Raw genomic sequence first — 17,830 nt, forward strand, 5'->3', positions numbered from 1 at the left:
ATTTTTTTTTCAAAGAACAAATAGGCGCATATTAATTTAATTTTTTGGAGGTAATTCCACATGCAACAAGGTACAGTTAAATGGTTCAACGCTGAGAAAGGTTTCGGCTTCATCGAAGTTGAAGGCGGAAACGACGTTTTCGTACATTTCTCCGCAATCGTTGGCGACGGCTTCAAAACTCTTGAAGAAGGCCAACGCGTTGAGTTCAACGTTGTTCAAGGCAACCGCGGACCACAAGCTGAAAACGTAGTTAAGCTGTAATAGCTTAATATCGGAGAGACCGCTTCGACCTCGAGTCGGGCGGTCTTTTGCTTCATGTAAGCCCTCTTATGGGGCTTTAAGCCTCATATAGAAGCTCAATAAGGTGAAGATCAATTTAAAGGAAACAGTCCCCTTCCTGGTTGTTGATTTTGGCAGGTAAAGTTGCTACAATGAACCAACAGAGACGCTGGTCTTGAAGAAGAAACGAGGTGAATTAGCATGGTTGCCAAGAAGAACGACGGTAAACAGCTCGCGCAGAACAAGAAGGCCTCTCATGACTATTTCATTGAGGAGACCTTCGAGGCAGGTATGGTCCTGATGGGAACGGAGATTAAGTCGCTGCGCAATGGCAGAGCGAATATAGGCGATTCGTTCGCTACGATTCGTAATGGTGAAATCTTCATTCACAACATGCACATCAGCCCTTTCGAGCAGGGCAACATCCATAACCCGACCGATCCAACACGTGCAAGGAAGCTGTTGCTGCATAAGGCACAGATTCACAAGCTGCTGGGATTGTCCAAGCAAGAAGGCTATGCTATTGTGCCGCTGAAGATCTACGTGCGCAACGGCTACGCCAAGCTGCTGATCGGGCTGGGCAAAGGCAAGAAGCAATACGACAAGCGCGACACCGCCGCCAAGCGGGATGCGCAGCGCGATATTCAGCGCGCGCTTCGTGAGAAGCAGAAGGTGGCTAGATAATTCCGTTCTTCCATGGATGGATCGGCCAACACTGCCAACAACATTCCCGAACAAGAGCAGGGTGTTTGTGGTATACTAGGTATACGGCAACGGTGGGTTGCCAATCGGTTAGAGAGCAAGTTTGGACTCAACCGAATTTCAGATGTACATGACTTGTGCGATTCAGTCATACATCGCCTCAATCCAGAGGTCCCGTTTAGCTAGACGTTGATGCTCGGGTAAGAGCATAAGCAGCGTTTATGCCCATTCGGGGGCGTTTATGGATTCGACGGGGATTGGACGAGCGCGAGCCAGCGGGTAGCAGGGAGTCGTCTGCTTCATCAACGCTAAAGCCTATTAAACGGCAAACAACAAACAAACTACGCTTTCGCAGCCTAAGAAACTGTGTGCGTGCTTCTACCCAGCATCGTCCATGTGACTGGACTAGAGGCTAACAAGTAGTGGAATACGCTGTCACATCTCCGCCTGGGGTGTGCTGAAGAAGACAATCAGGCTGACCTGAATTGAAGCTGGTTACGAAGCGTCAGCTCAGGTGACATCAAACTCGTGACTACACCCGTAGAAAGCCGTGTGGCGTGATCTTCGGACAGGGGTTCAAATCCCCTCGCCTCCACCAAATGAGAAACCCGACCGCAAGAGGTCGGGTTTTTGCTTTTTAAGATCTGTGAATCGTCATGCAGTGAGCTTCAATGATCGCAACTGCGTGTTGACGGTCGAATCGATGATTAACCATATCCACCGTAAAATCCTCAGCTTTTTTTGTATCCATCTTAAAGTGTAGGCCATTATAACGTAGGAATATAACCAGCGCTGTAAAAGCTGTTCGTTTATTTGCATTGTGAAAAGGATGGTTTTGCCCCAGCGATTCGAATAAAGCAGCAGCCTTCTCAAAAATAGTGGGATAAGCATCTTCTCCAAAGACAGAAGATTGAGGTCGATGAACAGCTGATTCGAGCAAACCAACTTCTTTAACTCCTATATGTTCACCAGGGCTGTAACGTTGAATCATGCTTACATTGATAGCTATTACTTCTTGGACGGATAAATAGCGAATGGATGTCATCTGTCTTTAAGTCCTCGAAGCGTTTGATCGTATTCCGCAATGACATCAGTCAATGTATCCATGAAGTCTGCACTAATTCCATCAGGTAATGAAACTTTCGTTGATTTCTTGATGACGATTTCTCCTGTGGCAGGGCTAACATCAATGCTGACTATATCACCTTGATCCAATCCAATTTGCTTTAAAGCGTCCGTCATGGTTATACCTAAGCTGTTACCGAATTTGGTCACTTTTCGTTCCATTTCAACCATCCTGTTCATTAGAGTTCCTCCTTATCATCATATTCAACTGTTATAACAATTATACAACTAAATTAGTGTCTTATGAAAGAGCAGTCCATTAAATTAATATACCAAGGAAAATGTCTATATGGTACCATATGGTAAACGGATAAGGGAGTACTTGACTTGAACAAACGGCTATTCTTCCTAGATAACATACGAATTTTTCTAACCATACTGGTCATCATATTCCATACATCTATTGCTTATGGAGCGGCTGGATCTTGGATTTTAGAGGATGTCGATAAAAGTGAGATTAATGCAACGATAGTACTGTTAACGATTTTTACCGCAGTATGTCAGTCTTTTTTCATGGGACTCTTTTTCTTCATTTCTTCATATTTTTTTCCGATTTCTTATGAGAGAAAAGGAGCTGTTCAGTTTCTAAGGGGACGACTTGTACGCTTAGGGATTCCTCTGCTCATTTATTATTTTGTAATAGGTCCAATGACGGTATGGTTTGCAAAATTTCGAGATCACCAGACACTAGTTCAGTTTTATAAGGATAACGTTTGGAGCTTTCGCTGGACGTTTTTTGGTCCTACATGGTTTCTAGAGGCCTCTATTTTCTTCGCATTGTTTTATATTCTGTTTAGATTCATTACGAAAGGTAGGCTTAAGAAGAAATCGATTCTATTTCCTAATGGTAAGACGTTGGTTGCAGTGGCGTTTGCTCTTGGACTGATTGCATTTGTTGTACGTCTAGTTTATCCGACTGGCACAGGGCCTTTGGAATTGCAGCTGGGTTACTTTCCATCCTATATTTTGTTATTCATTGCAGGTATCATCGCACAAAAGCAAGGATGGTTGGAACAAATTCCAGAGAAATTACAACGGATTTGGACGTGGGTCGCGATTGGTATGATTCCCGTTTTGCCTCTTGGACTGATCTTAACCGGTGGATTAGAGGGAGATATCCATTTTGAGGGCGGGTTTAACATTCAGGCATTGCTTTACGCGATGTGGGAGCCATTCATCTGTTTGGGTATTATTTTATTTCTGCTTTCTTTTTTTCAAAGAAGGTTCAATAAGACGAATAGATTATCTAAATGGTTATCCGAAAATGCTTATACGGTCTATTTGATTCACCCGCCGATTATTGTCGGATGGACACTTGCTTTTCATGGAATTGGCTTACCGGCGATCGTGAAATGGATTATCGTCTCCGCTCTTTCTGTCTGCGCTTGTTTTATTGTTGCAAGCGCCATTCGAGCGCTGCCTTACGTTAGACGAGTGCTGTAATAGAATGTCCTGGCATCAGATTGCTCAGCATAATCCAGCGAATTATGGTTTTGCACGTCCATGTTTCGCCTCCATCAAAGTACTGAAAAAATGGTCAAAGAGAAATAATCAGAAATGAATCAGACGGTTAGCATATCGACGATATGCCAACCGTCTGATTTTTTATGGTAATGCTTTTAAAGCGGGATTTTCTGATTTGTTTTTGCACAAGAAACGTCCAGAACATCCCAATTATTATTGAAGTTCTCGGAAGGCGGCGGATCGTATTGCAGTCATGGAGATAGTATGCACTGGTTCCGGTTTAATTTCCTCCCGCAGCTTGTTTATTCTGGTGTCTTTTCATATTATCAGTTACTCCCCATTGCTCCTCTGTAAAAAGGTCGACATCTCCTTTTATAGATTCGTATATTCTATTTTATAGGTGTAAGAAGCAGCGGCTGCAAAGCGAATAGTTAAAGTCAAAAGCTATAGGTTCAAAGCCCCGGCATAGGCGGCGTTTGGACTTTTTTATGGGTTTATGCAAGTACGGTGGCCAAAAAGGAATCTATTGGTCGATTAATTGAGCAACTGCTCAGTGGAGGTAAAATATTTTTACTTTTGGTCAAATCTCTTACTTTTGCGAGAGACAGTGAAAGGGTTTAAATAAAGCTAAGGAATGAAACACAGAAAGGGGAAGCATTCAATGAAACAAGAAGCGCATAATTTTGTAGAGCAGCTCCATAATCAGTCTTATGAGGATCAATATCTGAAGAAACTGATCACACATCATAGCATGATCAGCGACCGGGGAAGACAGAAAGAGTCCCTGAACGGGGCGTGGAATTTCGGAGTGGACCAATACGATACTTGTCTCAGGGCGAAATGGTATGAGGAGAATTACGTGGATGCTGATGGTCTTAGCAACCCCATGGATTTCGAATTTGATCGTTGGGAGACGATGAAAGTTCCTGCCAGCTGGAATACGCAACAGGAGAAGCTATTTTATTATGAAGGCAGCGGGTTGTATACCCGGAAGTTTTCCTACGTGAATCATGGTGAGGAGAGAGTCTTCATCAAATTTGGCGCAGTGAATTATAATGCCAAAATCTTTTTGAATCGCCAGTATCTTGGCTGTCACAAAGGCGGGTCCACGCCATTTTTTATAGAAGTAACAGGATTTCTGGAGCCTGAGAACCGATTGCTCGTTATAGCCAATAATACGCGCAAGCCCAGCAATGTTCCGACAGAGAATACCGACTGGTTTAACTATGGCGGCATCTATCGGGATGTGGAAATACTTAGGCTGCCTGCAACCTTTATTAAGGATTTCGTAGTAGGCCTGGTACCGGACGGTTCATATTCGCAAATTAAGCTCGATTTATCCGTTGAGGGCATCGAACGTGATGGCGAAGGGGAAATATCCATTCCTGAGCTGGGGATCAAGCTGCCGATTACTGCAATAGGCGGTTCAGCATCGCTTGTATTTGCAGCTAAGCCGGAGTTATGGAGCCCGGACAATCCTAAGTTGTACGAAGTAAAGGTTAGCTATGGAAAGGATACGCTTCAGGACAAAATAGGCTTTAGGGAAATTCGTGTAGAAGGTACCGATATTTACTTGAATGGCAGCAAGATTTATCTTAAAGGTATTAGCGCCCATGAGGAAAGCGTGCCTAATGGCAAGGCGATTACAGAAGCAGAGATCATGGAGAACTTCCGGCTAGCCAAGGAAATGAATTGCAATTATATGCGGCTGGCTCATTATCCTCATACGGAGAAGGCAGCTCAACTTGCTGATGAAATGGGGATTATGCTGTGGGAGGAAATTCCCGTTTATTGGGCTATTGAATTCAACAATGAGGGGACGTATCAGGACGCTGAGAATCAGTTGGCTGAGTTGATCATCCGAGACCGTAATCGGGCTAGCGTCATCATATGGTCGGTTGGCAACGAGAATGCCGATACCGACGCAAGGTTGAAATTCATGAGTTCACTTGCTCTAAAGGCTAAGGAGCTGGACCCAACCCGGCTTGTGTCAGCAGCGTGCATTTTGGATCACGTAAATCATGTCATTGATGATAGATTGGCGGTTTATCTGGATGTGATCGGAGCCAATCAGTATTATGGCTGGTACCAGACTGATTTTAATCATTTAATCACATTATTTGAGAACAGTCGTCCCGACAAGCCGGTTATTATTACGGAATTTGGTGCTGATGCCAAGGCAGGACACCGGGGAACTTCCGATGAGAAGGGAACGGAAGATTGTCAGCTTGATATTTACAGGAAGCAGGTAGCTGTTCTAGGTCAAATTCCGTATGTCAAAGGAACCAGTCCGTGGATCCTGTATGATTTCCGTTGTCCCCGCCGACTACACCCTGTAACTCAAAATTATTACAATACCAAAGGGCTGCTGTCCGAGGATAAGAGCTATAAGAAACCGGCTTTCTACGTGATGCAGGAATTCTACAAGCATAAATAAGGAACGACTATGCTCAGGCAATTTATAAAATGATCTGATGGGGTGGACACACTTTGAATACGAAAACAAGCGTTAAGACAAAGCCGCGGAAGATCATCAGGGAGCGGGAAGAGAATTTGGCCGGTTATGTATTCATCGCTCCCATGATGATTGGGCTGATTGTGCTAACCATTATCCCTACTATTATTACACTTATTCTAAGTTTCACCGAATGGAGCTTTATTGCCGGAATCAATAAGATCAAATTCAATGGACTCGAAAACTATGTGAAGCTGTTTAAAGATCAGGTATTTATCACTTCATTTCGCAATAACCTGATTTTGCTGCTGGTTGTCCCTCTGCAATTAATTCTCTCTTTGGTAATCGCTGTTATCGTCGACAAATATGTTTATTTTAAAAGTTTGCTAAAGGTTATGTTCTTCATGCCTTATATCTCAAGTATTGTTGCCGTGGCTATTGTATTTCAATTGCTGTTTCACCCATCCTTTGGTCCTATTAATCAGACCTTGAAGGCACTCGGAATGGCTAATCCTCCGAAATGGCTAGCTGATATTCATTATGCCTTGCCATCCGTCATGATCATCATGATCTGGGTGGGTATAGGGTTCAGCATGATCATTTATCTGGCTGCTTTGCAAGCGATCCCCAGGGATTTGTATGAGTCGGCCGAAATTGACGGAGCGAGCACGAGCAAGAAATTCTGGAAGATCACGTTCCCGCTCGTATCTCCAACGACTTTCTTTTTATTGGTTACAGGTCTGATCAGCAGTTTCAAGGCATTTGACATTATTAAAGTACTAACGAATGGTGGTCCGGCTTATTCTACCTCGGTAGTGACACATTATTTGTATAATACGGCTTTTGAGGGTTTGAAGACGGGGTATGCATCCTCTATAGCCATGCTGTTATTCGGATGTGTCCTGCTAATTACGGTCATTCAGCTGTACGGACAGAAGAAATGGGTCAATTATTAATAATGTCAGGATGGGGTTGCAAATGAAGAAGACATACAATTCGGGGAAAATAGTCACCACTGCGCTTATGCTTCTGTTGGGACTAGTATTCTTGTTACCTTTCCTGTGGATGATCTCAGCTTCCTTTAAACCGGAAGTCGATGTGTTTAAGTATCCAATTGAATGGATTCCGAAGCAATGGCAAGTTTATCAGAATTATAAAGAAGTATGGATGGGTCAGCATAACTTTGCTTTATTCTATTGGAATACGATAAAGGTCACGCTGCTGACTACAGTCGTCTCTGTAGGTGTCTCCAGTATGGCGGCCTATGCATTCTCACATGTCCATTTTAAAGGGAGAGATGCCTTGTTCGTGGTTGTGCTTATGACCTTTATGGTTCCTAATTTGTCTATTACGGTTCCGCAATTTATGATATTGAAATGGCTTCATTTAATTGATTCGCATGTTGGGCTTGTTCTTGTAGGCTCATTCAGTGCCCTAGGAACATTTATGCTACGCCAGTTTTTTATGGGGATTCATAAGGATTATTTGGATGCCGCAAGGATGGATGGAGCAGGACAGTATAGACTATTCATGGGCGTGGCCGTTCCCCTGGTGAAACCAGCTCTGGTCACGTATGGAATTCTGCGTTTTATCTGGACCTGGAATGACTATTCCAACCCGCTTATCTTTATCCGCAGCCCCCAGCTTGAGACCATTCAAATCGGGATTCAGAAATTTGCCTCGGAGAGCGGAGCTTTCTATTCGTTGATCATGGCCGGTACAGTATCGGCGATTATCCCATTGCTCCTCATCTTCATTATTGGACAAAAACAAGTCATTGAAGGTATCGCTTTAGGTGGGGTAAAAGGGTAAAAATAGTGTGAAAAGGGTAAAAATATTGGATTTGTTCATCGCCTGTACGATGTTAAAGTTCAGATGTACAAAGAAATATGATTGAAACAGGGAGGTTTAATGATGAAGAAAAAGTGGCTAGCCCTTATGACTTCAATTGTTTTACTAACGGGCTTATTAGCAGGATGTAGCGGTACAGGCAATCAGGGGCCGGATAATTCCAGTCAGCCAGTCAATACTCCTGGACAACCGAAAGATGTAACGATCAAATTTGTTAACTGGGAGCCTGCTTCAGTATACCAGCCAGCGATCGATGCTTTTCAACAGAAATTTCCCCATATTAAAGTGGAATATGTTCCGCTTGTAGAGAATGATTCCAATGAGACGTTGAAAAAGCTTGATATGATGTATGCCTCCGGGACTGATTTTGACGTGTTCTCTCTGAACTCTACTCCTAACTTCAGTCAAAGAGCTGCCAATGGCATGCTGGAGCCACTGGATGAATATCTGGGCAAAGAGGGAGTTAAGTACGAGGACGAATACAAAGCTGAGCAAATGAAAGTAGATGGCAAGCGCTATTCCTTGCCGGGCAAGTTTGGACCATGGCTTATTCTGTTAAATAAAGATCAATTGGATGCAGCGGGTCTTCCAGTGCCAAAGGACTGGACGTGGGATGACTTCCGCAGTTATGCGAAAGCGCTAACAAGTGGTGAAGGGCCTGACAAGCATTACGGAGCCTTCTTCCACTCCTGGAAGGATTACTTCCTGTTGAGACAATACAGTGCTTCCAGTAACCAAGGCATTATGAAGGATGACGGTTTGCAGTTGAATGCCGATAATCCGTTGATGAAGCAATCCCTTCAGCTTCGTTACGATATGGAGCATGCGGACGGCTCTGCAACACCGTATCAGGATGTCATTACACAGAAGATTCCTTATCGTGATCAGTATTTCCAAGGCAAGGCAAGAATGCTTCCGACAGGTCCATGGATGATCGCAGAATCCGGAGGCACCGACAAGATTCCGGCGACATTTGTATCGGCGTTCGCACCATGGCCTTCCAATAACAAGGGTGATGAGATTTATTCTTTTGGCGGCGCGGACTCCATTGTCATCTCAGCCAATTCAAAGCATAAACAGGAATCCTACGAATTTATTAGATTCCTATCCACAGAGGGCATGTCTTTAACGAAGCAATTATCAGCGTGGAGCAAGGCTGATCTGGAGAAAGAAGTAGATGCCATTATTGCGTCTACCCAATCTCCGGACAAAATTGATAAAGCGTCACTGATGAATACATTAAGCGTGACGAAGCTGCCTAATCCGCCTAATGTCGTATCATACAGCGGTGATCTGGAGAATGCATACATTGCCGAGTCAGAGAACTATATGCTGGGCGTGACGGATCTGGATACTACGATGAATAACATCAGTACTAACTTGCAGAAGATAATCGATGCAAACAAGAAATAACTAAGATATACTAAAATGGAGGATGTCCTATAAGCAGGGGCATCCCTATTTTTTCATTTCAGCGTGGAATGGAGACCCTGCATGAGAATTCCTGCACTGAGTTGGCGACAAAAGCTGATCACGACTTCTCTCTTATGCCTTGTTCTGCCCTCCATTATTACTTTGGCGCTAACTGGCTTTCAAACCAAGGCGGAATTCAAGAAGAAGGCTGTATTAAAGGCTGAACAATCTCTGGAAGTGGCTGATTTATATGTCTCCAATCTTGTGGATGATATGCTTATCAATTTCAATTCGATTCAGTATGATAGCGAATTGATTACAGCTTTACGATCCGCATCGAATAAATATGATAAGGATAAGACAGGGATCGTAGATTTTTTTTATTTTAAGCGAATAACGGAGAAGCTGGATCATCTGTCGTTGTTCGGGGAACGGTCCTATATCACCATTTTGCTGCCGAATGGACTTTATTTCACCAACTACTCTACTTATAAAATGGATTTATCGCAAATGTATGATGTGCCTTGGTTGGAGGAAATGGCTAATGCTCCGATTAATACGACCCGTTGGCTGGGGGCCCAAGACAATTATGTATACTCGGACATTAATAATTCTCCGAATATTGTAACTATAGTGAGGACGATCCGATTATTTGCCGGCAGTCCCAATGCTTATATTATCCTCAGCAGGCCTGAAGAGCAGTTTCATCAGATTTTCAGCAAATATGCTCCTGATCAAATCATGATGCTGCAGGATGCAGAAGGAAGGATTATCTCCCAACCCGATCGTCAATTACTTGGAACTAAGCTGCCGCAGCCCGTTACCCGTGGGAAAGACAACTTGGTTCATTGGAATGGCAAGGACTATATTTCTGTTGAATATCCTTTGCGCTACGCGGGATGGAATATGCAGAGCTTAACTTCTTATCAAGATGTTACCGGAAACATCAGTAGTATTATGAACTATACGTTTATCCAACAGATTATTTTCTTCCTGGTGTTCTCTATTGTCATGTTGTATTTACTAAGGCAATTAACCTTCCCTATCATCCGGCTGGCCAAGACGGCCAGAAAGGTGGAGGCCGATAATCTGGATATACGGTCCGAGGTAAGGGGACGTGATGAAGTCGGTCAGCTAGGTTTGTACTTTGACAAAATGCTGGATCGGATCAAAGAAATGGTCCGGCAAATTGAATTGGAGCAGAATCGCAAACGCATAGCTGAAATCGAACTTCTGCAAGCCCAAATTAATCCTCATTTCTTGTTTAACACGCTAAATTCGATCCAGCTGCAGGTTATGATGAAGGGTGAGAATGAAATTGCCCAGATGATTGGGTCGCTGTCTACCCTGCTTCGTATGACCATTAATAGAAATAATGAGTTTCTTCCCTTACATGAGGAAGTCCGCACGGTTGAGCATTATATGAAACTCATGAATTTTCGCCACCTGGAACGAGTGCAGCTTACGATTAATTTAGCCTCCGATACCTTGCTGGAGATGGTTCCCCGTTTTACACTGCAGCCTTTAATCGAGAATGCTTATATCCATGGCTTAAGCCAGAAGCAGGGTGAAATATCTGTATCTTCAAGAAGCCAAGGGAATTCGTTATATCTTACCGTTCAGGATGATGGCAAGGGAATGACGAGGGAGGAACTGGATAACGTGATGAGCTTGTTCCGGGATAGATCACAGGAAGACGTTTCCCTGCTCACTCACGAACAGGAATCAGGTATCGGACTTCGCAATGTGCATGAGCGGTTACGGATTATTTATGGTTCGGCTTATGATATTACCCTGGAGAGTGAACCCGGCAGGGGTTTGAAAATTACATTAAGGATACCAATTTCAGCAAAAGGGGAGGGAGTCTGACATGTATAGAGTTCTGATCGTGGATGATGATGTGGCGGTCCTTACCTTTTTGCAGACCATGGTTCCGTGGGGGCAGTACGGTTTCTCTGTTCAAGGAGCCTATACAAATGCTCGCGACGCATTGGCAGCATGTACGATCATGCTGCCGGATCTTGTGATTACAGACATCGGAATGCCGGATATAGACGGACTGGCATTCATAAGGATGCTTAAGGAAACAAGCGGTCATCCCCGCTTTCTTATTCTATCCTGCCATGATGAGTTCAAATATGCCAAGCAGGCTGTGCAATTAGGCGTTCAGGATTATGTCTTGAAGGAAACGCTTAGTACTGATGTCCTTAATGAGCAGCTGGAGCGTCTGCATCAATCCCTTGCCGTTGAAGATCATCACCAACAAAAGGTAGAGAAGCTGCATTGGCAAGCATCGCAGAGCAAGTCGGCGCTAAAGGAGCAATGGCTGCGCGAGTATCTTGCCGCACCTTTTTCCGATCAAGTCAAATGGCGTGGACAACTTGCTGATTACGGTTTGAAACCGGAGTTAAGTCATTATATTCCCGTAATTGGGCGTGTATCGCTTCAGGAAGCATTGGTTCGATATATGAACGAGGATATGGTGAAGTTTATCATTTATAATGCTGCTGAGGAATTGCTGCAGACGGAGTCGGACGTTATCTTCTTTCCCCATACAGCCAAGGAGTTCTGCCTGTTGTTCGCATTCAAGAAAGATCTGCATTTCAATCCTTATGTATGGGTTCATGGTGTATGTCAAATGGTTCAGCGCTCATTGTCCCAGACACTGAAGTTCCCAATTTCATTTCTTATAGGAGAGGAAGGCTCTGACTCTGAACGGATTAGACGACAGTTGGCAGGATTGCTGCGGGCAACGGATGTGTTCTTTTATTCCGGGCAATCTGAGATTCTGGTCAGTAATCAGCTTCTGCCGCTGGACAATCAGGAGGAGTTATTGGCTTATTATCCTAAGTACTTCGAAGAAGTGAATCAGATGATTCTGGAGGGAAACAAGAACGTCCGTCCCATTGCGGATTCATTTCTGAAGTTTATTGCCTGTCATCGATTTCCGCCCATCGCCGTCAAGCATTTTTTGATTAAACTTATGCTCGACGTTCAAATGAAATTGAAGTTTGGTCACCAATACAGCAATGTAAAGGCACAGCAGCACCTGGAACAAATGGACCATGTCAGCCAGTTGGATGCATGGATGATTCACTTTTTGATAGAATCGGTATCCTTGATGGAACAAATCTCAATGAGGAGCAAAAAAGTAGAGATCATCGATGCCCAGAAATATATTCTCTTGAACATGGACCAGAAAATAACCTTGGGCGAAGTAGCGGAACGCTTATATTTGAACTCCAGCTATTTCAGCCGGCTGTTCAAAAAGGAAACAGGTGAAAACTTCATCGAGTATGTGAACCGCGTAAAGATGGAGCGGGCCAAAGAACTGCTGAGTAAGTCAGACATGACGGTGGAGGAAATCTCACAATCGCTAGGATATGATAATAAGGGCTATTTCGTGAAGCTATTCAAGGATCATTATGGTGTACCGCCTAGACAATATATATAGGATGCAATAGAGAATAACAAGCGCAATCCATCCCACCGTGGATAGATCGCGCTTGTTTTCATTTCAGCAATATTAATGATTACTTGACCTTTCGGGCGTCGAGTTCGAAATAGGCATTGGCATTGTTGTAGCAGATATCCTCGACAATTCGACCCAGGAAAGGCAAATCATCCGGCACTTCACCACATTGAGCCCAGCCGCCTAGAATATTGCACAGGATACGGCGGAAGTATTCATGCCGGGTATAGGACAGAAATGATCTTGAATCGGTAAGCATGCCCACAAAGCAGCTGAGCAGTCCGAGATTTGACAAAGCCGTAATTTGCTTGGTCATGCCCTCTTTCTGATCATTGTACCACCAGCCGGAGCCGAACTGGACTTTGCCGCGAATTCCGCTTTGCTGGAAGGAACCAATCATGGCGGCAAGTACATCGTTTTGTACGGCATTCAGATTGTACAGAATCGTCTTAGGCAGCTCAGATGTTTGTTCCAACGCATCTAACAACTGGCATAAAGCATCGGCATAAGTGATATCGCCTATCGTATCGAAGCCGGTATCCGGGCCAAGCTCTTTGAATCGGCGGGTATTGGGGTTACGGATCGCACCGATGTGCAATTGCATAGCCCAACCTAGATTAGCGTATTTCCGTCCTAATGCCAGAAACAAGGAAGTTGTATATTGGTCGCATTCCTCTTTGGATAGCTCTGCCCCGTCTAGCCGTTTGGCGAACAGCATTTCCAATTGTGCTGGTGTCGATTCGGCATATGGCAAGGTAGAGAAGCCATGGTCCGAGATGAAGCAGCCGCAGCTTGCGAAGTATTCTGCTCGATCGAGCAGTGCTTTCTCTATATCATCGTAAGAGACGATCTCGTACCCCACAACCTGCTCCAACTGCTTCACATAGTCAAGGAAGGATGACGCACCGATCTGAAGCGCTTTATCCGGCCGGAAGGTCGGCGTCACATGCGTCTTGAATGCTGTTTGCTCTGCGATTTGTTTATGGTAGCGCAGGTCGTCAATGGGATCATCCGTCGTACAAATCCATTTTACGTTAGAGCGGGTGATCAGTTCCTGGGTTGTAAAGTCCGGTTGTGAGATTGCCTCATTACATTGTTGGTAAATGTCCTGCCAATTGTCATGTGACAGCAGAGACTCCACACCGAAATAAGTTTTTAATTCCAGTGCCGACCAATGAAACAGAGGGTTGCCGATCGTAAAAGGCAATACCTCACTCCATTTCTCAAACTTCTCCTCATCCGAGGCATTGCCGGTGATATACTGCTCGTCAATCCCATAGGTACGCAAGGCGCGCCATTTGTAATGGTCACCGCCCAGCCAAATATCGGTGATATTTCTAAACCTTTGATTCTCCGCAATTGCCTTGGGATCAAGATGACAGTGATAGTCGATAATGGGCAAATGCTTGGCATAATCATGGTACAACTTCTTGGCTATTTCCGATTGCAGCAGGAAATCATCTTGGATAAAGGCTGTCATCATACACCTGAATAGGCGGAGAATGCGCCGTCAACTGGAATGATTACACCATTTACAAAGCTCGAAGCCTCTTCACTCACGAGATACAGCAAGGTGCCCACCAATTCATTGGCTTCGCCGAAGCGGGCCATTGGGGTATTACGGATAATCTTTTCCGCGCGCTCTGTAAACGTGCCATCCTCATTTTTCAACAGTTTCTCATTTTGAGCCGTTACAAAAAATCCCGGAGCAATGGCGTTGACGCGGATGCCTACCTTGGACATATGCACGGCGAGCCATTGTGTGAAGTTGCTTACTGCGGCTTTGGCGCCGCTGTAGGCAGGTATCTTGGTCAATGGGGTGAATGCGTTCATCGACGAAATGTTGATGATTGTAGCCCCGGAACGCTGAACCATATCTTTGGCGAACTCCTGGGAAGGGAGCAGCGTACCCAGATAATTCAGATTGAACACAGATTCAATCTTGTCAGCCTCCAAATCGAAGAAAGTAACAACATCCTCCAATTTCTCCGCCAAATCCTCCTGAAACAGATACTCCTTGGTCGTTGTGCCCATGGGGTGGTTCCCCCCTGCGCCATTAATCAAGATATCGCAAGGTCCCAGCTTCTCCAAGATTTCTGCATGAGCCGTTTGAAGGCTTGCTTTATCCAGGACATCTGCACGCACACCGATGGCAATTCCGCCGTTTTGCACCACCTCTGCGGCTTTGCGTTCAGCCGATTCGAGAGAGCGGCCCAGGATCGCCACTTTTGCACCACAGGCAGCCAGGGCATCTACAAATTGCGCGCAGAGTACACCGGCGCCTCCGGTAACAACGGCAACCTTTCCCGTGAGATCGACTTTAAAAGGCAATGAGTTCATTGAGGCGCCAGCTCCTTTATTTTTGTGATGATTTCTTGACGGCTTCCGTCAGGCCGTTAATATAGACGGCACCCAGAGCACGGTCATACAGCCCGTAGCCAGCCCGGCCCTTCTCGCCCCATATCATCCGTCCATGATCCGGGCGGAACGGACCGTCAAAACCGTAATCCACGTAAGCTTTGACAATTTCATAGAAATCCAGTGAGCCCCATTCGGATAAATGTCCAGATTCCCAGAATGATTTCTCACCTGTAATTTTAACATTACGCAGGTGGGCAAAGTGAATACGATTCTTGACGCCGCCGAAATAGTTAACCATTTCCACATAATCATTTTTAGGGTCGCAACCCAGGGAGCCTGAGCACAGGGTTAGTCCGTGGTAAGGCGAATCATATAGATCCAGGAATCGATCCAGGTTCTCTTTGTTAGTGATGATGCGCGGTAGTCCAAAAATCGGCCAAGGCGGATCATCCGGATGGATGGCCATTTTGACTTCACTCTCTACAGCCGCAGGCATAATACCCCGAATAAAATAGCCAAGGTTCTCCCACAACTTCTCCTCATCTACTTCCTCGTACTGTTCCAGCAGACCTGCCAGGCCACCTTCGCCATATGAGGTATCCCAGCCAGGCAGGGACAAGTCTCCCAGCCGCGGATTCATCCGCTGCACGGTTTCTTCCTCATAGATCAGCGTGGTGGAGCCGTCCGGGAGTTCAAATTCCAGATCGGAACGGGTCCAGTCGAATACAGGCATAAAGTTGTAGCAGATGACCGGAATGCCAGCGCTGCCTAAATTGCGAATCGTTTGCTTGTAGTTCTCCATGTACTTATCCCGGGAGGGCAGCCCAAGCTTGATATCCTCATGAACGGGAACGCTTTCAATAACGGATATTTTTAGGCCGACACTCTCGATTCGTGCCTTCAATGCGTTGATTTTGTCCATCGGCCAGGTCTCTCCGACCGGAACATCGTAAATCGCAGTGACAATTCCTTTCATTCCAGGAATTTGAGCAATGTATTCCAGTTTGACCGGATCATCCTCACCATACCAGCGAAATGACATTTCCATTTCTGCATAGCTCCCTTAGCAAAATTATTTAATATCTTGTATACTAGTATACTAGCATGTCGGCTTAAAGGTGTAAACCCCGGGGGAGCATCTGCTTAATTCCTTAGACGGAAGTCCCTGGCAGTTCAATCTTGGAAGACAAGTCAAAGAAACGGGCGTAGGCGCTGTCGGCCTGATACAGCTCCGGCCAATGCTTGATCGGCTTAAGGATATGCTCTCTGACGATGTTCTCCACCTGATGTGTCTCTTTATTCTCAATGAGAGTAATGATGTTCTTGTGCTGAAGGATGGCCTCGTCAAAGCGATGCTCCATTTCAAAAAGCAATCTCATCCGGTTGTAGTGGGTACTGAGCCGGGTGATCGAAGTCCATACATGCTCCTTGGAATTCCCCCTGAAAATAATATGATGAAATTCCGTATCAAGCTTATGAAATTCCAGTTCCATTCCCTGCTGATGGAGGAGCAGCTCCTGCAGTGCTACATTCTTTTTCAGCTCCTGTAACTCTGCCGGAGGGAAGGATTTACAGGATAATGTCAAAATCTCTTTCTCCAAGGTAAAACGCATAAAGGCAGCTTCATTAATCAACTGCGCGGTGATTTTGGATACATAGGTTCCCACTTGGGGATACACTTCTACCAGATGCTCTTCCTTCAGCTTGGAGAGGACCTCTCTAACCGGGGTGCGGGAGAGCTGCAGCGATGCCGCGAGATCAATTTCGCTGATTTCTTGCCCGGGCTGAAGCTGGAGTGACATCATATTCTCTTTGATTACTCTATACGCATATTCTTTATTGTTCTCACCGGATAGCTTTGGCGTTACTTTCATCATGTGCTCTACACTCCTAAACGTTACAACTTGCATGATAGATTAATTATACATGTTGTATCTATTGAGGCAACCTAATCTCTGGGAGGATTGCCGAAGAGGCTCCTTGAAGAGGAAATCACCTATTTTCTTACAGTACTCATCAACCCTATCTTCTTTTATGCATGTTAATTGTCCCTACACTTCAAATACAACTCGCTCAAGCAAATGAACGTTTACATTGTATTCCCAGAGGTGACATCGGCTCGCTACGAGACAAGCCTATTTGCTGACACAGAAAGGAGCTTTGCTACTGTACAGATTGCAAGTTCCTTTTTTAATTTCATTGCAAGTTCAAGCTTGGAATTACAGGAAAAGAAAAGTATAGGCATTTTCATCAGTAACAAGTGCGGAGATTCATTCATATGTTGTCATTAGAATTGGCGGATCTCATTGGGATGGTTGGTTCTGTTCTTCTTCCAGTGCGAGGTTATGCTGCCAGCAATATAAAATATGGAGGCAAGAGAATGAATAATTTCCAAAATGAATTATCGAATTTAAATGTTTCTGAAATTAATGCCAGTGAGGCGACTCCTTGGAACGTACAGCACGAGCAGCCCGCCCGCCTATGCTTCTTCAGTTGTTTTAACTGCTTCCTCAATTGTTTTAATTGCTTCAATTGCTTCAATTGTCATAACTGCCAAGGCTGCCATAACTGTCATAACTGCCATAACTGTCAAGGCTGTCACAACTGCCATAACTGTCATCGCGGGGGACAATAAGACGCTTTTATCGGCAGTGGTTGTATCTACTTAAGGAGAAAAGAAAGGCCTTTGAATCAATTTGATGTACGCC

Annotated in this window: 16 protein-coding genes and 1 other RNA gene; 10 read left to right on the forward strand and 7 right to left on the reverse strand. The window is 44.8% G+C overall.

All coding sequences use genetic code 11. The annotated features are described in order from the left end of the window. Window positions 1–60: 60 nt before the first annotated feature. From DX130_RS16625 to ssrA, 3 genes are all read left to right on the forward strand, one after another. Complete coding sequence (locus tag DX130_RS16625; protein ID WP_116047333.1) at window positions 61–261, forward strand: cold-shock protein; 201 nt, start codon at window positions 61–63, stop codon at window positions 259–261. A 219-nt stretch (window positions 262–480) separates the two neighbouring features. Then, window positions 481–963 (forward strand): SsrA-binding protein SmpB, encoded by a 483-nt coding sequence (gene smpB, locus DX130_RS16630; RefSeq protein WP_116047335.1) that lies wholly within the window; start codon window positions 481–483, stop codon window positions 961–963. Between the two features lie 249 nt (window positions 964–1,212). Then, window positions 1,213–1,579: a transfer-messenger RNA gene (ssrA, locus tag DX130_RS16635) on the forward strand. Window positions 1,580–1,618: 39 nt separating this feature from the next. Here the strand turns inward: ssrA and DX130_RS16640 are convergent. Both DX130_RS16640 and DX130_RS16645 read right to left on the reverse strand, forming a co-directional pair. Next, window positions 1,619–2,026: a type II toxin-antitoxin system death-on-curing family toxin gene (locus tag DX130_RS16640; RefSeq protein ID WP_116047337.1), complete on the reverse strand. Its 408-nt coding sequence runs from the start codon at window positions 2,024–2,026 to the stop codon at window positions 1,619–1,621. Then, the gene (locus DX130_RS16645; RefSeq protein WP_116047338.1) at window positions 2,023–2,286 is read right to left on the reverse strand and encodes an AbrB/MazE/SpoVT family DNA-binding domain-containing protein; all 264 of its coding nucleotides are present in this window, start codon (window positions 2,284–2,286) and stop codon (window positions 2,023–2,025) included. Before DX130_RS16645 ends, DX130_RS16640 begins: the two co-directional genes overlap by 4 nt. Window positions 2,287–2,433: 147 nt before the next feature. On the opposite strand from DX130_RS16645, the gene DX130_RS16650 reads away from it, so the two are divergent. From DX130_RS16650 to DX130_RS16680, 7 genes are all read left to right on the forward strand, one after another. Beyond that, window positions 2,434–3,549, forward strand: a complete 1,116-nt coding sequence (locus tag DX130_RS16650; RefSeq protein WP_116047339.1) for an acyltransferase family protein — start codon at window positions 2,434–2,436, stop codon at window positions 3,547–3,549. A gap of 682 nt (window positions 3,550–4,231) precedes the next feature. Then, window positions 4,232–6,007, forward strand: a complete 1,776-nt coding sequence (locus DX130_RS16655) for a glycoside hydrolase family 2 protein (protein WP_116047340.1) — start codon at window positions 4,232–4,234, stop codon at window positions 6,005–6,007. Between the two features lie 53 nt (window positions 6,008–6,060). Then, a complete protein-coding gene (locus DX130_RS16660) occupies window positions 6,061–6,981 on the forward strand; it encodes a carbohydrate ABC transporter permease (RefSeq protein ID WP_240644549.1) in 921 nt (306 codons plus the stop codon). 22 nt (window positions 6,982–7,003) lie between these two features. Beyond that, entirely contained in the window at window positions 7,004–7,837 is an 834-nt protein-coding gene (locus DX130_RS16665; protein WP_116047341.1) for a carbohydrate ABC transporter permease, read from the forward strand. A gap of 102 nt (window positions 7,838–7,939) precedes the next feature. Beyond that, a complete protein-coding gene (locus tag DX130_RS16670; RefSeq protein WP_165861330.1) occupies window positions 7,940–9,289 on the forward strand; it encodes an ABC transporter substrate-binding protein in 1,350 nt (449 codons plus the stop codon). Between the two features lie 81 nt (window positions 9,290–9,370). Beyond that, window positions 9,371–11,158: a cache domain-containing sensor histidine kinase gene (locus tag DX130_RS16675; RefSeq protein ID WP_116047343.1), complete on the forward strand. Its 1,788-nt coding sequence runs from the start codon at window positions 9,371–9,373 to the stop codon at window positions 11,156–11,158. Between the two features lies 1 nt (window position 11,159). Next, a complete protein-coding gene (locus DX130_RS16680) occupies window positions 11,160–12,743 on the forward strand; it encodes a response regulator transcription factor (RefSeq protein WP_116047344.1) in 1,584 nt (527 codons plus the stop codon). A gap of 79 nt (window positions 12,744–12,822) precedes the next feature. Here the strand turns inward: DX130_RS16680 and uxaC are convergent, their stop codons facing one another. The 5 genes from uxaC to DX130_RS27230 form a co-directional block, all read right to left on the reverse strand. Then, window positions 12,823–14,241: a glucuronate isomerase gene (uxaC, locus tag DX130_RS16685; RefSeq protein ID WP_116047345.1), complete on the reverse strand. Its 1,419-nt coding sequence runs from the start codon at window positions 14,239–14,241 to the stop codon at window positions 12,823–12,825. After that, window positions 14,241–15,101 carry an SDR family oxidoreductase gene (locus tag DX130_RS16690; protein WP_116047346.1) on the reverse strand — a complete coding sequence of 287 codons (861 nt, stop codon included), beginning with the start codon at window positions 15,099–15,101 and terminating at the stop codon, window positions 14,241–14,243. The genes uxaC and DX130_RS16690 overlap by 1 nt, the downstream gene beginning before the upstream one ends. Window positions 15,102–15,117: 16 nt before the next feature. Beyond that, the gene (uxuA, locus tag DX130_RS16695; RefSeq protein ID WP_116047347.1) at window positions 15,118–16,170 is read right to left on the reverse strand and encodes a mannonate dehydratase; all 1,053 of its coding nucleotides are present in this window, start codon (window positions 16,168–16,170) and stop codon (window positions 15,118–15,120) included. 103 nt (window positions 16,171–16,273) lie between these two features. Further along, the gene (locus DX130_RS16700) at window positions 16,274–16,999 is read right to left on the reverse strand and encodes a GntR family transcriptional regulator (RefSeq protein WP_116047348.1); all 726 of its coding nucleotides are present in this window, start codon (window positions 16,997–16,999) and stop codon (window positions 16,274–16,276) included. 602 nt (window positions 17,000–17,601) lie between these two features. Then, window positions 17,602–17,733: a hypothetical protein gene (locus DX130_RS27230; RefSeq protein WP_276310898.1), complete on the reverse strand. Its 132-nt coding sequence runs from the start codon at window positions 17,731–17,733 to the stop codon at window positions 17,602–17,604. Window positions 17,734–17,830 lie beyond the last annotated feature (97 nt).

The organism is Paenibacillus paeoniae (assembly GCF_003388735.1).
Taxonomy (GTDB): domain Bacteria; phylum Bacillota; class Bacilli; order Paenibacillales; family Paenibacillaceae; genus Pristimantibacillus; species Pristimantibacillus paeoniae.

What these genes read in the sequence shown, in the direction of transcription:
- DX130_RS16625 (WP_116047333.1), top strand. Translation starts at nt 61, where the DNA reads ATGCAACAAGGTACAGTTAAATGGTTCAACGCTGAGAAAGGTTTCGGC.
- smpB (WP_116047335.1), top strand. Translation starts at nt 481, where the DNA reads ATGGTTGCCAAGAAGAACGACGGTAAACAGCTCGCGCAGAACAAGAAG.
- DX130_RS16640 (WP_116047337.1), bottom strand. Translation starts at nt 2,026, where the DNA reads ATGACATCCATTCGCTATTTATCCGTCCAAGAAGTAATAGCTATCAAT.
- DX130_RS16645 (WP_116047338.1), bottom strand. Translation starts at nt 2,286, where the DNA reads ATGAACAGGATGGTTGAAATGGAACGAAAAGTGACCAAATTCGGTAAC.
- DX130_RS16655 (WP_116047340.1), top strand. Translation starts at nt 4,232, where the DNA reads ATGAAACAAGAAGCGCATAATTTTGTAGAGCAGCTCCATAATCAGTCT.
- DX130_RS16665 (WP_116047341.1), top strand. Translation starts at nt 7,004, where the DNA reads ATGAAGAAGACATACAATTCGGGGAAAATAGTCACCACTGCGCTTATG.
- DX130_RS16670 (WP_165861330.1), top strand. Translation starts at nt 7,940, where the DNA reads ATGAAGAAAAAGTGGCTAGCCCTTATGACTTCAATTGTTTTACTAACG.
- DX130_RS16675 (WP_116047343.1), top strand. Translation starts at nt 9,371, where the DNA reads ATGAGAATTCCTGCACTGAGTTGGCGACAAAAGCTGATCACGACTTCT.
- DX130_RS16680 (WP_116047344.1), top strand. Translation starts at nt 11,160, where the DNA reads ATGTATAGAGTTCTGATCGTGGATGATGATGTGGCGGTCCTTACCTTT.
- uxaC (WP_116047345.1), bottom strand. Translation starts at nt 14,241, where the DNA reads ATGACAGCCTTTATCCAAGATGATTTCCTGCTGCAATCGGAAATAGCC.
- DX130_RS16690 (WP_116047346.1), bottom strand. Translation starts at nt 15,101, where the DNA reads ATGAACTCATTGCCTTTTAAAGTCGATCTCACGGGAAAGGTTGCCGTT.
- uxuA (WP_116047347.1), bottom strand. Translation starts at nt 16,170, where the DNA reads ATGGAAATGTCATTTCGCTGGTATGGTGAGGATGATCCGGTCAAACTG.
- DX130_RS16700 (WP_116047348.1), bottom strand. Translation starts at nt 16,999, where the DNA reads ATGATGAAAGTAACGCCAAAGCTATCCGGTGAGAACAATAAAGAATAT.
- DX130_RS27230 (WP_276310898.1), bottom strand. Translation starts at nt 17,733, where the DNA reads ATGGCAGTTGTGACAGCCTTGACAGTTATGGCAGTTATGACAGTTATG.